Genomic DNA, 19,809 nt, shown 5'->3' on the forward strand with positions numbered 1-19,809 from the left:
ATCGCATGAATACTTGATATTTTCCACACACTTATTAGTCACAATCTATTAAACCAGCTCTAGCCGTTACATTTATCTTATTAACCATAGGAAGTCGTAAAGGCACACTTAGACTGATTAATACATCATCATCTTTTTCAACACAAGATTCTATTTTCCCATTATTTGCCTTTGCTGTGCGCTCTGCAACTTGACATGCATCATCTTGCATATTTCTCATAGCAACTGCACCTGATATAGCCGATGCATTTGCAAGAGCGTAAGCTCGGTGTTTTTGCACCAAAATTGACCCTAAAGTCGCACAAACAACAAGCATAGAGCAGATTGCTATTACCAATCCTATGCCTAGCATAGTTCCAGAACCACAATCTGCTCTACGCAAATGTTTAAAACTGTAATATTGCGTATTTAAAATGCTTAATCGCTTACATATTTTTTGACTCATATTAAAACCTGGCTAATGCGAGCTTCCACAGACAATGGCAATACTTTTAAAGGGTCTGGCACAACTGGGCAGCTTACAACAATATCTGCCATATTCCCAACATATTTGACTTTTACAGAACTATTAACTCCAGATACTTTAGATACTATATTTTGCGCATCTTTAGAATTGTGGTGCGAAGCAACATAGTATGCTACTTGACCTGCTGCATCATGGCAATTCATTGTATTTACTACTGATTTACCAACAAAAAATAACGTTAAAGCAAGTACCACAACTGCAGGAAGAATAATCGCAAATTCTGCGGTAACAGCCCCAGAATCTTTTGAATTATTTATCTTATGACAATTATTCTTAGTCGTTCTCTTATCTAAAATGTTCAAAAATACATGATTCTCCATTTTGTCTCGTTTCTTTTCGCATTAGTTAAAATCCCACAACAAATCACATAAACATCACGGTCAAAAAAACTTTATAAATATTTCATATCACGTTTTTCAAAGTATGTTTTAAGTTTCACGCAATGTTTCACAGTTTTACAAATGACTATTTACTTAAAGCTAGCTAACATGTAGAGCTTTTGTAACAAGCTCACTGATAGCTGTACGAACAGCATCTGATTTGGCAATAGCAATAAGCACTGTAGCAAAAGCTGTGGCAGCTATAAGAACAACAGCATATTCTGCCGTAACAGCCCCATAATCACACTGCTTTAAATCTTTGCTCAAACGATTCTGCACTCTATTACATGCTTGTTCAGCTTTAATTAATCCTTCATTCATTCGCATTGAACACATGCAATACCATGTTGACAATGCAGCAGTAATTAATCTCATAATCACTCACCGTTACCTTTCTTTTTGTTATTTTTATTGTTATTTTTCTTTTATTTATGTACCCAATATTGGGATACAAATTTTTTATTTTTAGATTGCGATTAATACATAAATGCAGATACTGTCGGCAAAATTCCTACGAAAATAAACGCTGGCAGAAAACATAACCCAACAGGCAGAAGCAGACGAACAGAAAGCCTAGAGCTTTCTTTTTTTGCCACGTTTCGCATAGATTGCTCATAATTTTGTAAAATCGCTATGAGTACAGGAACTGGAGAACTTCCACAACTCCATGACTCTCTAAGTGACTGTCTAAGCCACATACTTAACACAAAAGATGCAGATGGATTTTTATCTTTTTTATCGAAGCACACATAAGGAGCACTCCAAGCTTCTATCCAAGTATCTCCAGAAAGTAGTGCTTTAGAAACATTCCTTAGCCAAATCCCTTTTCCTCCAGGAATAGATGATCCAACAGCGTCAAGCGCTCTAGTAATTGCGACTCCACTTTTTAAAGCAACTATCATCATTTGCAAACCCAAAATTGGATCTATATCTTCAACTTTGTTACGCCTAAAATCGTAATTGTCTCTCATAGAAATCGCAGGTTTACAAGCGCGCTCATAGCACGGGTTAAGAATCATCTGTCTAGTAAAAAATTTGCATAATGTAACTATATAAGCTACTAAAATAATCCAAACGATAATTGCCTTAAACATTTTCCACGATCCTTAATAACCATTAACTCATTAATCGACATTAGAAACAGCACTCAGCATTGCTTTTTTAGATGACTTCATGATCCATGTAACCCATAAAAGACCGATTACATAAAACAATAAGCCAATACCTAAGAGTGCGTATCCTCTAGAACTTGTAAAAATCATCAATATTGGATTTACACCCAACAATTGTCCAGTAAGAAGGGCCAAAAATGGTAGAGCAGTTAGCAATCTAATAGTTGCTTTAGGCATCGCAAAAACTTCTGAGCTTAAATCATTAACCCTCTTATTGGCATGATAAGAGTCAGAAACAGCTTGAACGCAATCAGTCATAGAGCATCCTATAGAACTGCTCAATTCGTATACAGACATAAGCGATTGTGCAATCTTGCGCATGTCTTTTCTAACTTTACTTCTTTGGCGAGCGCTAAGATTTTTAATCCTATTAGAACAGCGAGAATCAATCCATTTAAACACCGATTCAACGTTTATAACTTGGAAATAGCTTTCGCTGTTATTGCTGTTGTAATTGTTATTGTCATTATCGGTCTCTTCAATAAGTCCATTGCGATTCTCATTATTGCTGTCTCCTCTTATAATCGATTCAAAAGAAGCACCAGAACGCAAAGAAGCAATAAGAGCAGCTAGTGATTCTTCAATACCCATTTTCAAAAAATCCTTTACTGTCGGTATCAATTACAGAAACAACCCTGTATTCAACGGTAAATGCCATTTAACAGCAAAATTTTTCCAAGCAGACGTTGCCTCTATCTGAGCAGAAAAATTACTATCCTTAGAATTAACGCAATTTTTTAATCTTAAAATTGGCACACCTTCTAACGCGCCAGAATCCGTAGAACGCAATATTCCAAGTTCTTTTACAATTCGCATACCATTTACTCTTTCTACATGTATAACAACATCAAAAGCATCAGCGGCAAGAGCACATAGTGAAGAAGGTTCCAGTCCTGCAAGAAGCCCTAAAGACATTAATCTGGCTGGCACCTTTTGGACTTTATCAGCATGCAAAGTTGTCATTCCACCTTTATGACCACATGTAAAAACGCGTAATAAATCAGCTATTTCTTGACCTCTGCACTCACCTAAAATAATTCTGTCTGGTCTCATCCTCAAAGTTGCCTTTACAAGATCCGACAAGCCAACGCTGCCTACTCCTTCAACGTTTGCTTCTCTTGTAGCTAAAGACACATGATCCTTAGATAATGAACCTAATTCTCTTGTTTCTTCAACAGTAACTATTCTGTCTTTTTCATCACAAGAAGCTAAAAGAGACTTCATTAACGTTGTTTTACCAGAGCCAGTGCTTCCCGTAATCAAAATATTCGCACGTTGAGTTACCAATAAATAAAGTATTCTAGATAATTCAATAGGAAACATTCCTCTACTACTTAACTCTGTTAAGCAATAGCGTTTTAAAGCGGGAAAACGAATCGAAATAGCAGCACCACTTAAAACTATTGGAGCAATAAGAGCGTGTACTCGCACTCCTACTGGGCTAGAAGCATCTGCGATTGGGCATGAATCATCTAATCTTTTGCCTAATTGTGCACAAAGCCAAACTGCATATTCTCGCAAAATCATAGGATTATCAAATGGAATTCTTGGATTGTACTCTTGCAACCCAAAACCTTTATCTACCCAAACGCGACCTGTGTCTGTAACAACAATATCTGTTGTTTGAGGGTTATCCGCAAGCTCTTGCAGAATGCCAAAATCAATATCTTCTAAAACCATGCTTACCCCTTGATATTTTTGAGAATCTTTCAGATTCATATGATTGTGAATTTGATTGTTTATATTGTTGTTCAGATTGTTTTCCAGATATTTTCAAAGAGGAATTAGAGGAGTCTCCAAGCAACCATGTTGTTATTTTTTCTATTGGAATTTTGGCGGATTTTGGAATATCTCTTATACCGTAACCAGATATTATGTCTTCGTACATTTTAGGATCGTGACCAATTGGGCCTTCTACATCGCAAAGCAAATAATCACAAGCTTCATTAACATTTACAGGGCAAAACCTTTTAGAAAGACCACGCGGATTTAATCCTGCGACAATAGAAGTTTGTTTTCTAGAGTAATCTTTATGGTCAGATTCTAGGCTTCGCCAATATGCGCGCAATCTGGCAAGACCAAGAACACTAAGCTCTGCAGCAAATATGGTTGGAACTTGCGCCAAAGTTGGAAGATTCTTTAAAAGCCTTCTTGCTGAAAAACCAGATCCAATATCAACAATTACTACATCACAAGCGTTGGAAAGACCTCTAATAGCAGCTTCAATAACCCATGGCTTAGGCTCTTCACTTTTCCAAGGAGCGTAAGCCAAAATATCAACGTTATTCCAGTGCAGAAGTTCACAACGCAATACATATCCGTCTAATCGTCCTAAAGGAGCTTGAACCTCTTGCAATCTTCTACCCTCGTCCTGCTCCAATCCCAACAAAACATCTAATCCGCCGTTAGAAATATCTGCGTCGATTAGTGCAACAACATATTTTTTACTAGATATATGACTTGCCAGAAGAGCAAGAGTAGTGCTTAAACCAACTCCATCATTTGCCGATGAACCGATTACAACATTTTTTGGAAAAGGCTTTAGCGAATAGTTCAAGCTACCAATATTTTTTTGAACACTATGATTATCTAATGCATCAAAATCGCTATGAACTGAAGTAGAAGATACACCAGTCGCGTAATCTACATGATTTGCGTAATCTGCATTATCCACATGATTCGCATGATTCAAAGATGCGATAACAGTCGAATCTTCCAACTTATTACTATCAGATGTACTTTTGCGCATACTTTTTATCGCACTCGCCTGAGGCGGGTACGTTTCTATAATGCGCGGAACGCAAGAAGGAGCATCGTAATTATCAATAGTCATATTGTCCATGTGGCTATTGAATCGCATACTAAACCATTAGGCAATACTATTTAAACAATGTGGTTAAAGGATCAATAAACGTTGCAATTCCGCCAAAAAGTTATCCACATTGCTGTTTTTGTTGTATTAACGCACAAGTTTTGGATTAGAAGCCATATATCTTTCCAGAAGTTCGCCATAGATTGGCTTAGTGTGCAAAATATCGGATACAAGAAGCGCAATAAAAGCAGATGCAGCAACTGGAAGAGTGTGAATCATTGTTCCCGACATTTCTACAGTTAGCAAAATCGAAGTGAGCGGAGCTTTTACAGAAGCCGAAAGCGTGCCAGCCATAACACACACTGTAAAAATTGGCATTAGCTTTGCGTCAATGCCAAGAATCGGAATGCTTATTATTGCGCGAGAAGCAACGCCGCCTGCAAGTGCGCCGACAGCAAGAATTGGCATAAAAATTCCGCCAGGCGCTCCGCATCCAAAACTTGTAGAAGTAAATAGCATTTTTGCAACAAACAGGATGCACAGAAGCGCTATACTTGCTTTTCCATATTCAGAGAGCTTAACAAGATTCGATCCTCCTCCAAGAACATCTGGCAAATATAAGCCAACAGGAATCGCGATTAAGCATGCTACAGATACGGGAGCCCACTTTGGCAAATACTTATACAGCGTTTGTAATCCAAGCAAGGATCTGTTCATTAAAGAGCCAATAAGCCCTGCAAAAATGCCAAGTGGAATCAGCCAAAAATGAAGTGTCATTGGTAAGTCTGGAATTCTTCCAAAGTCTAAAACAGGTCGAAGTCCAAAGCATGTTTGAGACACAAAGTCCGCGCAAATAGATGCAGCAGCAGCTCCCATAAGAACTGTAGAAGACAATCCGTGTTGAACTTCTTCCATAGCAAACATAAGCCCAGAAAGTGGAGCGCTAAACGCTGCAGATAAGCCAGCTGCCGCTCCAGCGGTTACAACATAATGCTCTTGCGTATCGTTTTTATTGCCCTTTCTAAAGATGCGAGACATCATTTGCGCGCCGCAAGCTCCGATTTGAATCGAAGGGCCTTCGCGCCCAAGAGACAAGCCAAATAGCGAACCCAACAATCCGCCTACAAATCGAACAGGCAAAATAGTGTTCCAACACATTTTTAGACCGCGTTGAACGTATCCAACAACTTGTGGAATGCCGCTTCCAGACGCCATACTTTCTTTGCGACTCATCCAGCCAATAAAAAGCCCAGCAGCAATTGCAAAAACCACGCAAGGCACAATCCAAAGCATGTTTTGCAATATTTGCGCATACATCCATCGCGCAAAATCGGTTCCGTACTCAATCCCAAGTCTATAAGTTGCTACAAGCGCGCCAGAAACAAGACCAACAACTATGCCAGCAAGAACCATCTTCCATCTAAGATGCTTAAGCGTTTTAAGAACGCGATCAGAAAAGTCGCGCAAAAAATCGCGTATAAAACCGCCTACGTTCTTTAAAGTCACAATAAACCTATTCTTAAATCAAATCGCAAACAAATACATCAAGCATTTTAACATTTTTAATAACACAATAAATATAAATTAATAAAATACGTCAATTAATAAAATTCAAAACTTAAGACTTTAGAAGCATAAATATTACAAATGACGGTCCAGCGTATGCAATAAATGCGCACAAGAATGTCACTATTAGTTCGCTAATAAAAAGCCATAGTCCAAGCTTGATTTTCTTTAGCTTAAACAGGCTTACGATTTCTAAGATTGCGGTTGAAAACGTTGAAAATCCGCCTAAAAATCCCAATGCGCACGTGTAAATAATAGTCGAAGCAAAAGTTAAATCGTATATAATCGAAGAACTTAAAAATACAACTAAGCCCATTATAAAAGACGCAAAAGCGTTGATTAGCAAAGTTGCGATTGGAAAATCATGGTTATAAACGCGCCCGATTGCGTCAGATATTGCACAACGAAGAACAGCACCAAGTCCAGCGAAAACAACAGGCAGCCAAAAAAGAACATATGCGTAAGACATCATTTTGCACCGCCCCTGTTAGCGTCTATTTTATTGATGACGTTTGAATCACCAGCATTTTTTACGCTGCCATTGCCTTTAAAAGCAAAAATTTTATCTCCAATTAGACTCCCAACAAGCACTGCTAAAACGCCAAGAACCATAGACAACGCCATAATGGCAATTACTTCTACAATGTTCATTGCAGTAAATGCGGAATGCGCGCCCTCAAAAGCAAAAGTAGACATTGTTGAAAGTCCGCCGCAAAATCCTGTGCAAAAACCGTATTTTATTAAGTCTTTGTTCTTGCAGCTCTTCCCACTTACAACAAGTGAACTTACTAAAGCAAGAATAAAACATGCTAAAACGTTCGACAAAAGAGTTGCAAAAGTAAAGCGGCTAAAAAGCATAGAATATCCCGAGTCCCAATGCATGCCGTGCGTAAAACCACTTATTTCACTACGCACAAAAGCGCCAAGCAATCCGCCAATAAACACAACAAAATATGTTTTTGCACCAAGTGATTTATGCTTATGCTTTTTAGGCAAGTCGTGGCAATTACTGCTTGGAATACTCATAGTTTTTAGCCGCCTTAAATAGCCTTAAATAGCTATTCAAATAGTCACTAATCAATCAACGAATGAACGCTAATAATGTGGTCGCGCTGAGGACCAGTACCAATTGCCGAAATGCGGCACTTTGAGAGTTCTTCTAAGCGCTTTACGTAGCTTTGAGTATTTGCTGGCAATTCTTCAAACTTGTGAATTTGCGAAATATCCTCACTCCATCCTGGAAGCATCTCGTAAACTGGCTTAGCGCTAGCAAACAGAGACTGATCTACTGGCATTTCGTTCATTCTCTCAACGCTTCCGTCAGACAAAGTTACATCGTAAGCTACGCAAACTGGAATTTCTTTTAAGCCAGTCAAAACATCTAACTTAGTAAGGACAATATCAGTTAAGCCATTTACGCGAGTAGCATAGCGGCTTACAACGGAATCAAACCATCCGCATCGGCGAGGGCGACCAGTAGTTACGCCATATTCGTGACCCTGCTCACGCAGCCAATCGCCACTTTCATCCAAAAGTTCCGTAGGGAATGGACCTTCACCAACACGAGTGATATAGGCTTTAGCAACTCCAATTACTCGCGTAATACGAGTTGGACCAACGCCAGTTCCCGTGCAAGCACCTCCTGCAGTAGGATTTGAGGATGTTACAAATGGGTAAGTTCCATGATCGACATCCAGCATGGTTGCCTGACCGCCTTCAAAAAGCACGGTTTTGCCATTTTCTATAGCCTGATTCAGTATAAGCGAAGTATCTGCAACATAAGGCTTCAAACGCTTTCCAAGCTCCACAAGCTGTGCTGTAACATCATCAATATCTATTGGATGCTGGTTGTAAAGTTTAACTAACATCTGATTCTTTTGATGCAAGCTAGCTTCAACCTTATCCCTCAAATGCTCTGCATTAAATAAATCATGCACACGAATACCAACGCGATTAATCTTATCTGCATAAGTCGGGCCAATTCCGCGACCTGTTGTACCAATCTTGTGCTTGCCAAGGAACCTCTCCGTAACCTTGTCAATTACGCGATGATAAGGTGTAATCACATGCGCAGACTCGCTCACTTTCAAACGAGAGCAATCAACACCTCTAGATTCAAGTGCGTCAATCTCCTCAAACAGAACTTCTGGGTCTACAACAACACCATTACCAATAACAGGAGTTACATTAGGGCTGATTATACCGCTAGGAAGTAAATGCAAAGCGTAAGACTCGTTTCCCACAACAACAGTATGTCCAGCGTTATTACCGCCATTAAATCTTGCGACAATATCTACCTTAGAACCAATTAAATCAGTCGCTTTGCCTTTACCCTCGTCACCCCATTGAGCGCCAATAAGCACAATTCCAGGCATGCTGAACCTCCATTTTTGGGCTAACGTTGCCCAAATAAACACAATTCCTACGTGTTAAGACTAGCGCAAAGCCAATACCGAATTTAATTTGCAACTTGATGAACTTATAAGGCTTTACCGGCAGAGCCAAGCTGTACACAGGCTTCAACAACACGCTGAGCCATTGCTTTTTCTGCCTCTTTGCCCCAAGACCTTGGGTCGTAGAGTTTTTTGGCTCCAACTTCTCCGTCGATTTTAAGAACTGAGTCGTAGTTGTGGAACATGTGATCTGCTATTGCTCGAGTAAACGCATATTGCGTGTCTGTATCGATGTTCATTTTTACTACGCCGTAGCTTACAGCTTGCGCAATTTCTTCGGGAGTAGATCCAGAACCTCCATGGAATACCAATAAGAATGGTTTTGTTGGCACACCAAACTTGCGATTACATAAATCAAGCTTGTACTTGTTGTATACAGCGCTTTGAATGTTGTCTAGCAACTGTGGTCGCAGCTTGACAACACCAGGCTTGTATGCACCATGCACATTGCCGAACGTAAAAGCAGCCATATATCTTCCGCTCTCTGCCAAACCTAATCGTTCAACTACTCGCATAGCGTCCTGCGGCGTTGAGTATAGTTTTTCATCAATGTCTGCTCTATGACCGTCTTCTTCGCCTCCCACGGCCCCAATTTCAATCTCTAACACCGTATGAGCCTTCGCCGACGCCTCAAGCAATTCTTCCGCAACGTCTAAATTGTGTTCAAGCTTAACTGTGGATCCGTCCCACATATGCGACTGGAAAATCGGCTCTTTGCCGTGCTCAACTTGATCTGCCTCATAGGCTAAAAGCGGCTTAATCCAATCATCTAAATAGCTTTCTGCACAATGATCCGTATGTAAGGCAACGGTAATATTTGGATATTGCGCTGCTACTTGATGCGCGAATTGAGCAAACGCTAGCGAACCGACAACGCGATTATTTACGCACTGTCCCGAAAAATACGCGGACCCCCCAACGGATACTTGAATAATTCCGTCGCTTTGCGCTTCTGCAAATCCTTGTAGTGCAGCATTTAAAGTCTGCGTGCTAGTAACATTAATTGCAGGGTAGGCGTATCCACCTTTGCTGGCGGCATCAAGCATTTGTGCGTAACGTTCAACGGTTGCAATAGTCATATTTTTATTATGACTCTAAGCGCGCATATTTTTTATATTTTGCTAGATTTTTTACTAAATTTGACTAGATTTTTGATTAAATTTGTAGCTATTTTTAACTATTTCTGGCTATCTTTTATTTCTTGATGGCGCTTTTTTGCGGCAGCTACAACAAAATGTAAATATTCGAGCGCAATTTCTTCTTTTAATCCAGATTCTTCAGCAATTTTTTTAAGTCGATTTGCTTGGCGATTTTCTCTAGATTTATCTTCCGCAGCAAGATTTGCGCGAGCTTTTATTTCTCCGACTTTTTCCGTAACTTTAAAACGCTCTGCAAGAAGTGAAACAACTGCATTGTCAATATTGTCAATCGATTGACGCAACGCAAAAATCTCGCTTATTGAATCGTTACAATCATTGCAACTCGGTTCAATCTGATGCTTACGCGCGCCAACCGATTCTTTAGGAAATTCACACATATTACTTCTAGTCGAAATAAGTCTGCAAAACCATAGTTGTTTCTGTGCTAACTGGCACAATCCTATGAATCGTGTTAATTAGCTCTTCTAGCTTGCTAGGTGTAGCAACACGAACTACGAGCATGAAACTTGGGCTTCCAGTGATAGAATAGCAGGCTTCAATACCTTCAATATCTTTCAACTTGGCTGGAACAGATGCTTCTTGCTCAAAGTCAAGAGGTGTTACAGCAACAAATGCGCTTACTGGCAAGCCTCTGCGCTCATAGTCAATCAACGCACGGTAACCAGTGATAATTCCTCTGCGCTCAAGCTTTTGTACTCTAGATTGTACGGCAGAAACCGATAATCCAGATGCTTTAGCTAGTCTGGTTAATGTTGCACGACCATCATGTTCAAGAATATCTACAATAATCGCATCTGTAGAATCTATAGGAGCAACTGTGCTCACATTAGCGTTCAAGCCAGAAGGAATATTATTTTCAATCTTATGAGAGTTTCCTGTCATACGACCTCCATCCTCATACAGCGCATCTTCCTGAATACTGTTGTAGATTTCAGATTGCGCTACCCTGCAGTCTCTTCAATCGTATCGTATTTTTTAACGAAAAAGAACAAAATTATATAAAAAATCACGGTTTTTCACATTAAATATCAAATGTTTATAGGAATAAACTTTTGACAAGTAATTATAATTATTTAATTTTTATTATTTGCATACGCATTATCAATAGTAAAAATTACCAAGAATAGTGTATTTTATAGGAAAATAATTATATATAAACGTATATTTTTTTATTTTAAAACACAAAATGAGTTTGTAATAAAAACAGTATTAAAAAATAAACAATAAAAATTACCCCTCGATTGATCAAACCAAGGGGTAATTAAAGTGTATTTTTTAAAGTTATATTTATAAAATTACACGAACATAACCTACTTAAGCAGCGGTTGCTGGCGACCCGCCATTTGTAGAGTTATTCGCTTGCTGCACAATCGCCGCGAGAAAATCGCGATTCGACGCAGTTTTCTTTAAGCGTGGCACCAAAGTCTGATAAGCCTGCTCTGGCTCAAGTCCGCCAAATAGTCGCCTTAAGCGATAAATAATAGGCAATTCTTGAGCAGGAGTAATCAACTCTTCGCGGCGCGTGCCAGAAGAATTAATATCCACTGCTGGGAACAAGCGCTTATCTGCCAAATCGCGACTCAAGCGAAGCTCCATGTTTCCAGTGCCCTTAAACTCTTCGAAAATAACTTCATCCATCTTTGAACCAGTTTCCACCAAAGCGGAAGAAATAATAGTCAAAGAACCGCCATTTTCAATGTTTCGCGCGGCACCAAAGAACTTCTTAGGAGGGTAAAGCGCCTGAGCATCCACGCCACCAGAAAGAATACGACCAGATGCAGGAGCAGCAATATTGTATGCACGAGCAAGACGAGTCATAGAATCAAGAAGAACAACAACATCTTGGCCAAGCTCTACAAGCCTCTTAGCACGCTCAATCGCAAGCTCAGCAACAGTAGTGTGGTCTGATGCTGGACGGTCAAATGTAGAAGAAATAACCTCACCCTGAACAGTGCGCTCCATGTCGGTAACTTCTTCTGGACGCTCGTCTACAAGAACAACCATCAAATGCACTTCTGGATTATTAACAGCAATCGCGTTCGCAATATTTTGCAAAGTGATTGTTTTACCAGCCTTAGGAGGCGAAACAATCAAACCACGCTGACCCTTACCAATAGGAGCCACAAGGTCAATGATTCTGCCAAGCATACGATTTGGCGTAGTCTCCTGCTTTAAGCGCTCTTGCGGATACAAAGGCGTGAGCTTAGCGAATTGTGGACGATTCTGAGCATCTTCTACGCTCATGCCATTAATGCTGTCAACGCTTTGCAAAGGAACAAATTTTTGGCGCTGATTCCTACGATCACCTTCGCGAGGAGCACGAATAGAGCCTTGAACCGCATCTCCCTTGCGCAAACCATACTTTTTGATTTGGCTCATAGAAACGTAAACATCATTTGGACCAGGCAAATATCCAGAAGTGCGCACAAACGCATAAGATTCAAGCACATCTACAATACCAGCAACTGGAACAAGCTCTTCTTTTGGTTCCTCTCTACGAGAAGCTGATTCACGAGACTCGTGGTCTTCACGAATATCATTGCGATCAGAACGATCATTCCTCGTAGGTCGATCTTCACGCTCTAAATGATCAGAGCGATCCGAGCGGGAATCGTAATCATCTCTATCGCGTCCACGACCACGCATACGGCGTTGATACCTGTCATTCCTATCTGAATGCGTATCATAATCGTCATCGCCATTAGAACGCGAAGCTCCGCGTTGCCTGCGAGATTCAGAATCACGATTTGCATTAGAATCAGAAGACTTTTCACTTGGCAAAGTAGCAAGAATCTGATCTAAATCATCTTCCGTATCATCTGCATCATCCGAGTTATTTCCGCGATAATTATCTTTAAAATCAGACTGACGACGACGCTGAGATTGATTATCACGCGTAAACTCACGACGACGCCTAGACTTACCGCTTCTATTTGAATCAACAGAATCATCAGAATCAGAAGATTCAACAGAATCAGGCAAGCCGAGATTTTCTAACAAATCCTCATCAGCAGATTTACGAGCAGACTCACCACTATCATCATCAAAATTGCGACGCGACCTAAAAGATGAAGATGAATCGTATTTAGACTCATCCTCATCATTAAGCGACGAACGACTATCCCTAACAATGCTTTTAGGAACATGTACGCTAACTCCTGCTGGCGCATCCCCACCATTGCGCGCAGCGGTAAGCGTAGCAATCAAATCCGGCTTACGCATTGTAGACGTACCGCGCAGGCCCATTTGCTTCGCAAGATCCTTAAGCTCAGAAAGCTTCATATCATCAAGATTTTGGCTTGTTGCCACAGTTATACCTTTCCCTAACCCCAAGAAACAAACTACTTGGAGCTTTACATGGAAGATTTCGGAAAAATCCGTTGTGAATACAACGATAAGCACATAACAATGTGACTTAATCGCTGATAAATGTATGCTACTACACTCATGCGACTCACAACAACACGGCGTGGCAAAAAGAAAAAACGCTACTTCTTTTCGTGATATGACTTTTCTGTATTAACAGACCAAACATTATCTTTAGACTGTTTTCCACTGTTAATATTAGACACGGCTTCAATAGCAGTAGCCATAGAATGATCCTGGTTATTGTAACGATGCTGACCATTTCTACCAACACAATACAAGTTACCAAAACCATCCAAATACTTAACAAGCTCAGGCATCTGAGCATAAGTATCGAAGTAAGCTGGATAAGCCTTTGGAACACGCTCACGATGCGCATCCAAAACATCATCTTCGCCATCAATAACCTGCATACGAGTAAGCTCATCAATCGCAGATTTACGAGCCTCTTCGTCGCTCATATTCCAAAAATCATCGCCCTCATTGCAGAAGTATTCAAGACCAATCCACACAGTGTTGTCAACATCCTTAACGAGATATGGGCTCCAGTTGTTAAAGATTTGCAAACGACCAACTTTGTATCCTGGATCCTGCACATAAATCCAGCAATCAGGCACAATAGGAGGGTTACCTAACGTTGGAATATCAGTCGTATTACGCAAACGCATACGCTTAACAAGAAGTCCAACGGTTACGAAATCACGGTAAGGCAAGCCTTTAGCAACTCGTTGTAATTCGGCTGGAACCTGCACAGACTCATTTCCTTCGGCGCCATGCTCAATAGCTGCAACCAAATCTTTTATTGGCATAGAAGAAATAAACTGATCCGCATGAAGTTCTTGCTGCAAACCATCTTGATTTTCAACGACAACACTAGAAATTTTACCGTCGCACTGTTTAATAGCAACAACTTTTGCATCTGTTAAAACAGTAGCGCCATTTTCACGGCAACGACGTTCAACAGTCTCCCAAAGCTGACCAGGACCAAGCTTAGGATACCAGAATTCTTCAATCAGTGAAGTTTCAACTTCCTGATTTGCCTTCTTTTTCGGCATAAGCTTAGAGAAAGCATTCTTTAAAACTTCAACAATGCTCAAACCCTTAACTCGCTGAGCACCCCAATCTGCGGAAATCTGACTTGGATGCCTTCCCCAAAGCTTCTCGGTATAGCCCTCAAAGAACATAGAATACAGCTTTTTGCCAAAGCGATTAATGTAGAAGTTTTCGAGATTTGTTTCTGGCAACTTGTGAATCATAGACCAAAGGTAGCTAAAACCAACCTTCATAGTAAGAACAAAGCCCATAGAGCGCAAAGTAGACGCAGAAAGAGAGATAGGGTAGTCGAAGAAATGATGATTCCAGAAGATTCTAGAAACGCGATGACGCTTAAGCATAACCTCATCTTCGACTTCTGGGTCTGGGCCGCCATTCTCTAAATCGTGGTGTCTGCCAAGTTTTTTGTCGTCGTAAGAAGGAGCGCCTTGAAGTGGCAGCATATCTCGCCACCATTGCATAATTCGATCATCTTTAGAGAAGAATCGGTGACCGCCAATATCCATGCGGTTTCCGTTGTATTTTACAGTGCGAGAAATTCCGCCAAACTCTTTAGATGCTTCAAGAACAGTTACATCGTAGCGGCTAGCTCCGCCATCTTTTACAAGCTCCCATGCAGCCGTCAACCCTGCCGGACCGCCACCAATAATCACTACAGATTGTTTCTGGGATTGTGTATCAGTCAATTTTCCTCCATACCTAAAAGACGCTTTATAAAGTCAAAATCGCAAAATTGCAAGCACGTATCTATATTAAAATCTAAACATAAGCTTTACTAGCATACTCTTATCATGCGATAGATTCTGGAATATCGATATCTGTTTTCTGCACTTCTTCCACATTTACGTCTTTAAACGTAACAATACGAACGTTTTTCACAAACCGCGAAGGGCGGTAAACGTCCCACACCCAAGCGTCTGTTAATTGCACGTCAAAATACACATCTTGACCTGCAGAACGCACGTTAAAATCCACCTTGTTTGCCAAATAGAATCGTCGCTCAGTTTCTACAACATACGTAAAAAGCTTAATAACGTCACGATACTCCTTGTACAACGCAAGCTCGGCGTCAGTTTCGTAATTGTCGAGATCTTCAGCGCTCATCGCTTCCCTTCCGCATTATTGCCATTAGTGTTACGCTTACGACCGCGTCCTATAATACGCCACCATGCACGTTTAGAAGAATCTTCTTTGACTGTAGCCGCATTATACGGCCACGATTCGTCGGAATTATCTTTGCTAACAGGTATTGCAATTGAATGCTCATGCGCACTTAGCGCTTCACAAACACCAGGATTATCTTCAATAACGTGCAGACCAAAAGCGTCTAAAGAACGAATGGCATCATATTCATCTACGAGAGTGTCCATAACAACAAAATCTTGATATTTTTGATTTTGTGAATCCCACAAAGCATCTCTAGCTGTTCCAGTTTTTACAAAACCAAGAGACTGATAAACAGAAAGAGAACGCGTATTCGCTGCTGGAACACCAACCCAAATCCTATGCAATGCTAAACCAACTGTGTCTGGAGCAAAACCATACGTCATAACTCTAGGCATTGCATCTCTAGAATACCCACGACCCCTATAATCGCGTCCTAGAATCACCTGAATTCTAGCGGATTTAGACCAACCATCAATGTCGATCAAAAAAATCATTCCAATAATATCGCCATTGGTATTTTTAGCGTCATCAATAAGATCTGGCACAATTGACCATGCGATTGTTGGGCGTGATTGAGCATCTCCAACAACCCCAGCATAATCAGACATACTTTTATCATTATTGCCCAAAGACCACTGCACAGAACGCTCAACCCACGCATGAACCATAGCACGTTCAGATTGTGAATCCTTGCCAGTTATAACAGCCGCACCATCAAAAGCATGTAATGAATCCATCCTCGCTAAATCTTCGATGGTTGCTTGCCTAAGACGAGCCATCTCGCCGCGTATTGACGGAATTACAATACTTTCTGGTAACTCTCGAGAGTTTGTAGAGTCAGCATTGACTTCCTGCATATTCACCTGTTTCCTGTACCTAATTGACCTTGCGTTACAAAAAGTTCTACAAAAAGCATAAGCAAAATACAAATGCGTAAGCAACTACAATATAAGATTACACTTTTTGCACTCTACACAATGCTATAAAACACAAGGTTAAAACGCAAAGCATAAAATGCAAAAAGTGCATCTATAAACTATTCTTTTCTAGCTAAATTTTAATCTAACTAAAATTTAAATCAGCCTTTAATCTTTGCCATCACGATCTTAGTAACAGCCTTAGCATCAGCCTGACCTTTAGTCGCACGCATAACAGCGCCAATAATTGCGCCCATCGGCTTCATATTTCCAGCCTTAAGCTTTTCTGCAACTTCAGGATCAGCAGCAAGAGCAGCGTCAACAGCAGCTTCCAAAGCGCCGTCGTCGTTCATAACCTTGAATCCGTGCTTCTTAACAACTTCATCAGGCTTACCCTCGCCAGCCAAAACGCATGCAACAGTTTGCTTAGCGAGCTTATCGTTAAGATTGCCATCTGCAATTAGCTTTTCAACTTCAGCCACATCTTGCGGAGTAATAGGCAATTCTTCCAAAGTCACGCCACGAGTGTTTGCTTCGCGAGCAAGCTCACCAAGCCACCACTTCTTAGCACCAGCAGCACTTGCACCAGCCTTAACGGTTTCTTCAACCAAATCAAGAGCATCCGCGTTAAGAATATCTCGCATTTCAAGATCGCTAATGCCCCATTCGCTTTGCAAACGGTTACGGCGCTCGCGAGGCATTTCTGGCATCTCGGCCTTCATGCGCTCAATATGCTCTTTAGTTATATGAAGCATAACCAAATCAGGATCTGGGAAGTAGCGATAATCGTCAGCATCCGACTTCACACGACCGCCAGCAGTAGTCTGAGTTGCTTCATCCCAGTGACGAGTTTCCTGCAAAATCTCGCCACCTTCGCTCAAAATAGCAGCCTGACGACGAATCTCATATTGCAGCGTCTTTTCAATACCGCGGAATGTGTTCACATTCTTAGTTTCGGAACGCGTACCAAATGGATCGGTTGGCTTTCTGCGAAGCGAAACGTTCACGTCAGCACGCATATTGCCCTGCTCCATACGAGCGTGGGAAATGTTAAGAGCGCGAACAATATCGCGAATAGCACGCATATAAGCACCAGCAATTTCTGGAGCGCGGCTACCCGCACCTTCGATTGGCTTAGTTACAATCTCAATTAAAGGCACGCCTGCACGATTGTAATCAACCAAAGAATGATTTGCGCCTTCAATACGACCGTCAGCGCCGCCAACGTGAGTATTCTTACCAGCATCATCCTCAATATGAGCACGTTCGATCGGCACGCGGAACACGGTGCCGTCTTCCAGCTCAACGTCCAAGTAACCATTGCCATTAGTAGGCTTATCGTACTGGGAAATCTGATAATCACGAGGCATATCTGGGTAGAAGTAGTTCTTACGAGCGAACTGGCTCCACTCAGCGATTTCGCAATGCAATGCCAAACCGAGTTTAATAGCGTAATCAACTGCAGTCTTGTTTACAACTGGCAAAGAGCCTGGCAAACCAAGGCTTACAGGAGTTAGCTGAGTATTTGGCTCGCCACCAAAAGATACTTCTGCTGGGCAGAACAGCTTTGTGCGCGTGCAAAGCTCAACGTGAGTTTCCAAGCCGAAAACTGGGTCAAATTGCTCCACAGCATCGGCGTATTTCATAAGTTTTTCAGCCATGAGAATCCTTCTTACTTAAGCTTTATTTCACTTTACTTAGCCAATGAATCGAGCCAACCAGCTTTAAGCGACTTCCAGATTGGGCCACTCCACTTTTCTTCGAGCGCTGCTTCCAACGCTGCTGCAGGCTTGTACATCTTTTCATCATGGCATTGCGGAGCAATAATCTGAATACCAACAGGCAGGGCATCGTCGCTTAAGCCAGCTGGGAGGCTCAAAGCTGGAACGCCAGCCATGTTTGCAGGAATCGTAGCAATATCGTTCATGTACATGGAGAGTGGATCGTTCATCTTCTCGCCAAACTTAAATGCCGTTGTAGGGCTTGTTGGAGAGACTAGAACATCTACCTTATTAAACGCTTCTTCAAAGTCGCGAATAATAAGCGTACGAACCTTTTGCGCAGAGCCATACCAAGCATCGTAGTAGCCGGCGGAAAGTGCGTAAGTGCCAAGAATAATACGGCGCTTTACTTCGTCGCCAAAGCCAGCTTCGCGAGTTGCAGCCATCATGTTTGCAGCAGTTTGAGGCTTGTCTGCTGGTGGCATTACGCGCAAACCGTAGCGCATGCCATCGTAGCGAGCCAAATTAGAGCTAACTTCGGAAGGCATAATAATGTAGTAAGCAGCCAAAGAATAAGGGAAATGAGGGCAGGAGACTTCTGTTACTTCTGCGCCCATATCCTTAAGCAATTGCACAGCCTCATTAAAGCGTGCTTCAACGCCTGGCTGGAAGCCTTCTCCGCTAAGCTCTTTAACAAGACCAACCTTTACGCCCTTCAAATCACGGCGAGCACCCTCGCGCGCAGCCTGAGCCATTGGAGGAACAGGAGCAGGAATCGAAGTTGAATCGCGCTTATCGTTGCCGCCAATGATTTCCTGCAAAAGTGCAGAGTCAAGAACGGTACGAGAAACAGGGCCAATCTGATCAAGCGAGCTTGCCATGGCGATTGCGCCAAAACGGCTAACTCCGCCGTAAGTTGGCTTTGCGCCAACAGTACCAGTTAAAGCGCCTGGCTGACGAATAGAGCCGCCAGTATCTGTACCCAAAGCAATAGGAGTCTCGAATGCAGCAACAGCAGCTGCAGAACCGCCGCCAGAACCGCCAGGAACGCGCTCAGTATCCCAAGGGTTGCAAGTGGTTTGGTAAGCGGAATGCTCGGTAGAAGAACCTTGAGCAAATTCATCTAGGTTAGTCTTGCCAAGAATTGGCATGCCAGCTGCCTTGAGCTTTTCAATAACAGTAGCATCGTAAGGTGGAACCCAGCCTTCAAGAATCTTAGAGGCTGCAGTAGTTGGAATGCCCTTAGTAACAATCATGTCTTTAATGGCAATTGGAACACCTGCAAGCTCAGGCAATCCTTCAGTCTCACCCTTAGCGTTCTTAGCATCAAAAGCATCTGCCTGCTCAAGAGCAATATCTGCAGAAACATGCAAGAATGCTTTGATTTCTGGTTCGGCTGCTTCGATTACTGCCAAGTGAGCTTCAACAAGTTCGCGGCTAGAGACTTCTTTAGCTTTTACAGCCTTTGCCATATCGGCAGCAGAAAGCTTTACTAAATCTTGAGTATTAGTCATGT

The 19,809-nt window shown here is 41.6% G+C and carries 20 protein-coding genes; all 20 read right to left on the reverse strand.

What is annotated here, in order from left to right; all coding sequences use genetic code 11:
• Positions 1 to 34 precede the first annotated feature (34 nt).
• The gene (locus HXT60_RS05950; protein WP_048730759.1) at positions 35 to 445 is read right to left on the reverse strand and encodes an Rv3654c family TadE-like protein; all 411 of its coding nucleotides are present in this window, start codon (positions 443 to 445) and stop codon (positions 35 to 37) included.
• Entirely contained in the window at positions 442 to 846 is a 405-nt protein-coding gene (locus tag HXT60_RS05955; protein WP_004573653.1) for a TadE/TadG family type IV pilus assembly protein, read from the reverse strand. The genes HXT60_RS05950 and HXT60_RS05955 overlap by 4 nt, the downstream gene beginning before the upstream one ends.
• Positions 847 to 1,005: 159 nt before the next feature.
• The gene (locus HXT60_RS05960) at positions 1,006 to 1,281 is read right to left on the reverse strand and encodes a DUF4244 domain-containing protein (protein WP_421791026.1); all 276 of its coding nucleotides are present in this window, start codon (positions 1,279 to 1,281) and stop codon (positions 1,006 to 1,008) included.
• A 101-nt stretch (positions 1,282 to 1,382) separates the two neighbouring features.
• Positions 1,383 to 2,000 (reverse strand): type II secretion system F family protein, encoded by a 618-nt coding sequence (locus HXT60_RS05965; RefSeq protein ID WP_048730761.1) that lies wholly within the window; start codon positions 1,998 to 2,000, stop codon positions 1,383 to 1,385.
• A gap of 30 nt (positions 2,001 to 2,030) precedes the next feature.
• Positions 2,031 to 2,669, reverse strand: coding sequence for a type II secretion system F family protein (locus tag HXT60_RS05970; protein WP_048730763.1), 639 nt, complete (start codon positions 2,667 to 2,669; stop codon positions 2,031 to 2,033).
• A gap of 30 nt (positions 2,670 to 2,699) precedes the next feature.
• Positions 2,700 to 3,758 (reverse strand): CpaF family protein, encoded by a 1,059-nt coding sequence (locus HXT60_RS05975; RefSeq protein WP_020760134.1) that lies wholly within the window; start codon positions 3,756 to 3,758, stop codon positions 2,700 to 2,702.
• Positions 3,739 to 4,920 (reverse strand): hypothetical protein, encoded by a 1,182-nt coding sequence (locus HXT60_RS05980; RefSeq protein WP_004114156.1) that lies wholly within the window; start codon positions 4,918 to 4,920, stop codon positions 3,739 to 3,741. Before HXT60_RS05980 ends, HXT60_RS05975 begins: the two co-directional genes overlap by 20 nt.
• Positions 4,921 to 5,037: 117 nt before the next feature.
• Positions 5,038 to 6,396 carry a ClC family H(+)/Cl(-) exchange transporter gene (locus HXT60_RS05985; RefSeq protein WP_004114154.1) on the reverse strand — a complete coding sequence of 453 codons (1,359 nt, stop codon included), beginning with the start codon at positions 6,394 to 6,396 and terminating at the stop codon, positions 5,038 to 5,040.
• 112 nt (positions 6,397 to 6,508) lie between these two features.
• The gene (locus HXT60_RS05990; RefSeq protein WP_421791029.1) at positions 6,509 to 6,928 is read right to left on the reverse strand and encodes a fluoride efflux transporter FluC; all 420 of its coding nucleotides are present in this window, start codon (positions 6,926 to 6,928) and stop codon (positions 6,509 to 6,511) included.
• On the reverse strand, positions 6,925 to 7,482 hold the full coding sequence (locus tag HXT60_RS05995) for a fluoride efflux transporter FluC (protein WP_004114151.1): 558 nt from the start codon (positions 7,480 to 7,482) through the stop codon (positions 6,925 to 6,927). The genes HXT60_RS05990 and HXT60_RS05995 overlap by 4 nt, the downstream gene beginning before the upstream one ends.
• A gap of 47 nt (positions 7,483 to 7,529) precedes the next feature.
• A complete protein-coding gene (locus HXT60_RS06000; protein ID WP_004114149.1) occupies positions 7,530 to 8,831 on the reverse strand; it encodes an adenylosuccinate synthase in 1,302 nt (433 codons plus the stop codon).
• 104 nt (positions 8,832 to 8,935) lie between these two features.
• Complete coding sequence (fbaA, locus tag HXT60_RS06005; protein ID WP_101886641.1) at positions 8,936 to 9,988, reverse strand: class II fructose-bisphosphate aldolase; 1,053 nt, start codon at positions 9,986 to 9,988, stop codon at positions 8,936 to 8,938.
• A gap of 98 nt (positions 9,989 to 10,086) precedes the next feature.
• Positions 10,087 to 10,446: a chorismate mutase gene (locus HXT60_RS06010; protein WP_004573640.1), complete on the reverse strand. Its 360-nt coding sequence runs from the start codon at positions 10,444 to 10,446 to the stop codon at positions 10,087 to 10,089.
• A gap of 7 nt (positions 10,447 to 10,453) precedes the next feature.
• Positions 10,454 to 10,951, reverse strand: a complete 498-nt coding sequence (locus HXT60_RS06015; RefSeq protein ID WP_004114142.1) for an Lrp/AsnC family transcriptional regulator — start codon at positions 10,949 to 10,951, stop codon at positions 10,454 to 10,456.
• Between the two features lie 432 nt (positions 10,952 to 11,383).
• A complete protein-coding gene (rho, locus tag HXT60_RS06020; protein ID WP_004116351.1) occupies positions 11,384 to 13,378 on the reverse strand; it encodes a transcription termination factor Rho in 1,995 nt (664 codons plus the stop codon).
• Between the two features lie 179 nt (positions 13,379 to 13,557).
• Positions 13,558 to 15,174, reverse strand: a complete 1,617-nt coding sequence (locus tag HXT60_RS06025; RefSeq protein ID WP_004114139.1) for an NAD(P)/FAD-dependent oxidoreductase — start codon at positions 15,172 to 15,174, stop codon at positions 13,558 to 13,560.
• 103 nt (positions 15,175 to 15,277) lie between these two features.
• Positions 15,278 to 15,592, reverse strand: coding sequence for a DUF2469 domain-containing protein (locus HXT60_RS06030; protein ID WP_004105898.1), 315 nt, complete (start codon positions 15,590 to 15,592; stop codon positions 15,278 to 15,280).
• Positions 15,589 to 16,512 carry a GNAT family N-acetyltransferase gene (locus HXT60_RS06035; protein WP_004114137.1) on the reverse strand — a complete coding sequence of 308 codons (924 nt, stop codon included), beginning with the start codon at positions 16,510 to 16,512 and terminating at the stop codon, positions 15,589 to 15,591. The genes HXT60_RS06030 and HXT60_RS06035 overlap by 4 nt, the downstream gene beginning before the upstream one ends.
• A 221-nt stretch (positions 16,513 to 16,733) precedes the next feature.
• Complete coding sequence (gene gatB, locus HXT60_RS06040; RefSeq protein WP_004105892.1) at positions 16,734 to 18,233, reverse strand: Asp-tRNA(Asn)/Glu-tRNA(Gln) amidotransferase subunit GatB; 1,500 nt, start codon at positions 18,231 to 18,233, stop codon at positions 16,734 to 16,736.
• A gap of 32 nt (positions 18,234 to 18,265) precedes the next feature.
• Positions 18,266 to 19,807, reverse strand: coding sequence for an Asp-tRNA(Asn)/Glu-tRNA(Gln) amidotransferase subunit GatA (gene gatA, locus HXT60_RS06045; RefSeq protein ID WP_020760446.1), 1,542 nt, complete (start codon positions 19,805 to 19,807; stop codon positions 18,266 to 18,268).
• Between the last annotated feature and the right edge of the window lie 2 nt (positions 19,808 to 19,809).

The organism is Gardnerella sp. KA01002, from assembly GCF_049244015.1.
Classification (GTDB): domain Bacteria; phylum Actinomycetota; class Actinomycetes; order Actinomycetales; family Bifidobacteriaceae; genus Bifidobacterium; species Bifidobacterium vaginale.

Coding starts and splice junctions, on each gene's coding strand:
- HXT60_RS05950 (WP_048730759.1), bottom strand. CDS start 445: ATGAGTCAAAAAATATGTAAGCGATTAAGCATTTTAAATACGCAATAT.
- HXT60_RS05955 (WP_004573653.1), bottom strand. CDS start 846: ATGGAGAATCATGTATTTTTGAACATTTTAGATAAGAGAACGACTAAG.
- HXT60_RS05960 (WP_421791026.1), bottom strand. CDS start 1,281: ATGAGATTAATTACTGCTGCATTGTCAACATGGTATTGCATGTGTTCA.
- HXT60_RS05965 (WP_048730761.1), bottom strand. CDS start 2,000: ATGTTTAAGGCAATTATCGTTTGGATTATTTTAGTAGCTTATATAGTT.
- HXT60_RS05970 (WP_048730763.1), bottom strand. CDS start 2,669: ATGGGTATTGAAGAATCACTAGCTGCTCTTATTGCTTCTTTGCGTTCT.
- HXT60_RS05975 (WP_020760134.1), bottom strand. CDS start 3,758: ATGGTTTTAGAAGATATTGATTTTGGCATTCTGCAAGAGCTTGCGGAT.
- HXT60_RS05980 (WP_004114156.1), bottom strand. CDS start 4,920: ATGGACAATATGACTATTGATAATTACGATGCTCCTTCTTGCGTTCCG.
- HXT60_RS05990 (WP_421791029.1), bottom strand. CDS start 6,928: ATGATGTCTTACGCATATGTTCTTTTTTGGCTGCCTGTTGTTTTCGCT.
- HXT60_RS05995 (WP_004114151.1), bottom strand. CDS start 7,482: ATGAGTATTCCAAGCAGTAATTGCCACGACTTGCCTAAAAAGCATAAG.
- HXT60_RS06000 (WP_004114149.1), bottom strand. CDS start 8,831: ATGCCTGGAATTGTGCTTATTGGCGCTCAATGGGGTGACGAGGGTAAA.
- fbaA (WP_101886641.1), bottom strand. CDS start 9,988: ATGACTATTGCAACCGTTGAACGTTACGCACAAATGCTTGATGCCGCC.
- HXT60_RS06010 (WP_004573640.1), bottom strand. CDS start 10,446: ATGTGTGAATTTCCTAAAGAATCGGTTGGCGCGCGTAAGCATCAGATT.
- HXT60_RS06015 (WP_004114142.1), bottom strand. CDS start 10,951: ATGACAGGAAACTCTCATAAGATTGAAAATAATATTCCTTCTGGCTTG.
- HXT60_RS06030 (WP_004105898.1), bottom strand. CDS start 15,592: ATGAGCGCTGAAGATCTCGACAATTACGAAACTGACGCCGAGCTTGCG.
- HXT60_RS06035 (WP_004114137.1), bottom strand. CDS start 16,512: ATGCAGGAAGTCAATGCTGACTCTACAAACTCTCGAGAGTTACCAGAA.
- gatB (WP_004105892.1), bottom strand. CDS start 18,233: ATGGCTGAAAAACTTATGAAATACGCCGATGCTGTGGAGCAATTTGAC.
- gatA (WP_020760446.1), bottom strand. CDS start 19,807: ATGACTAATACTCAAGATTTAGTAAAGCTTTCTGCTGCCGATATGGCA.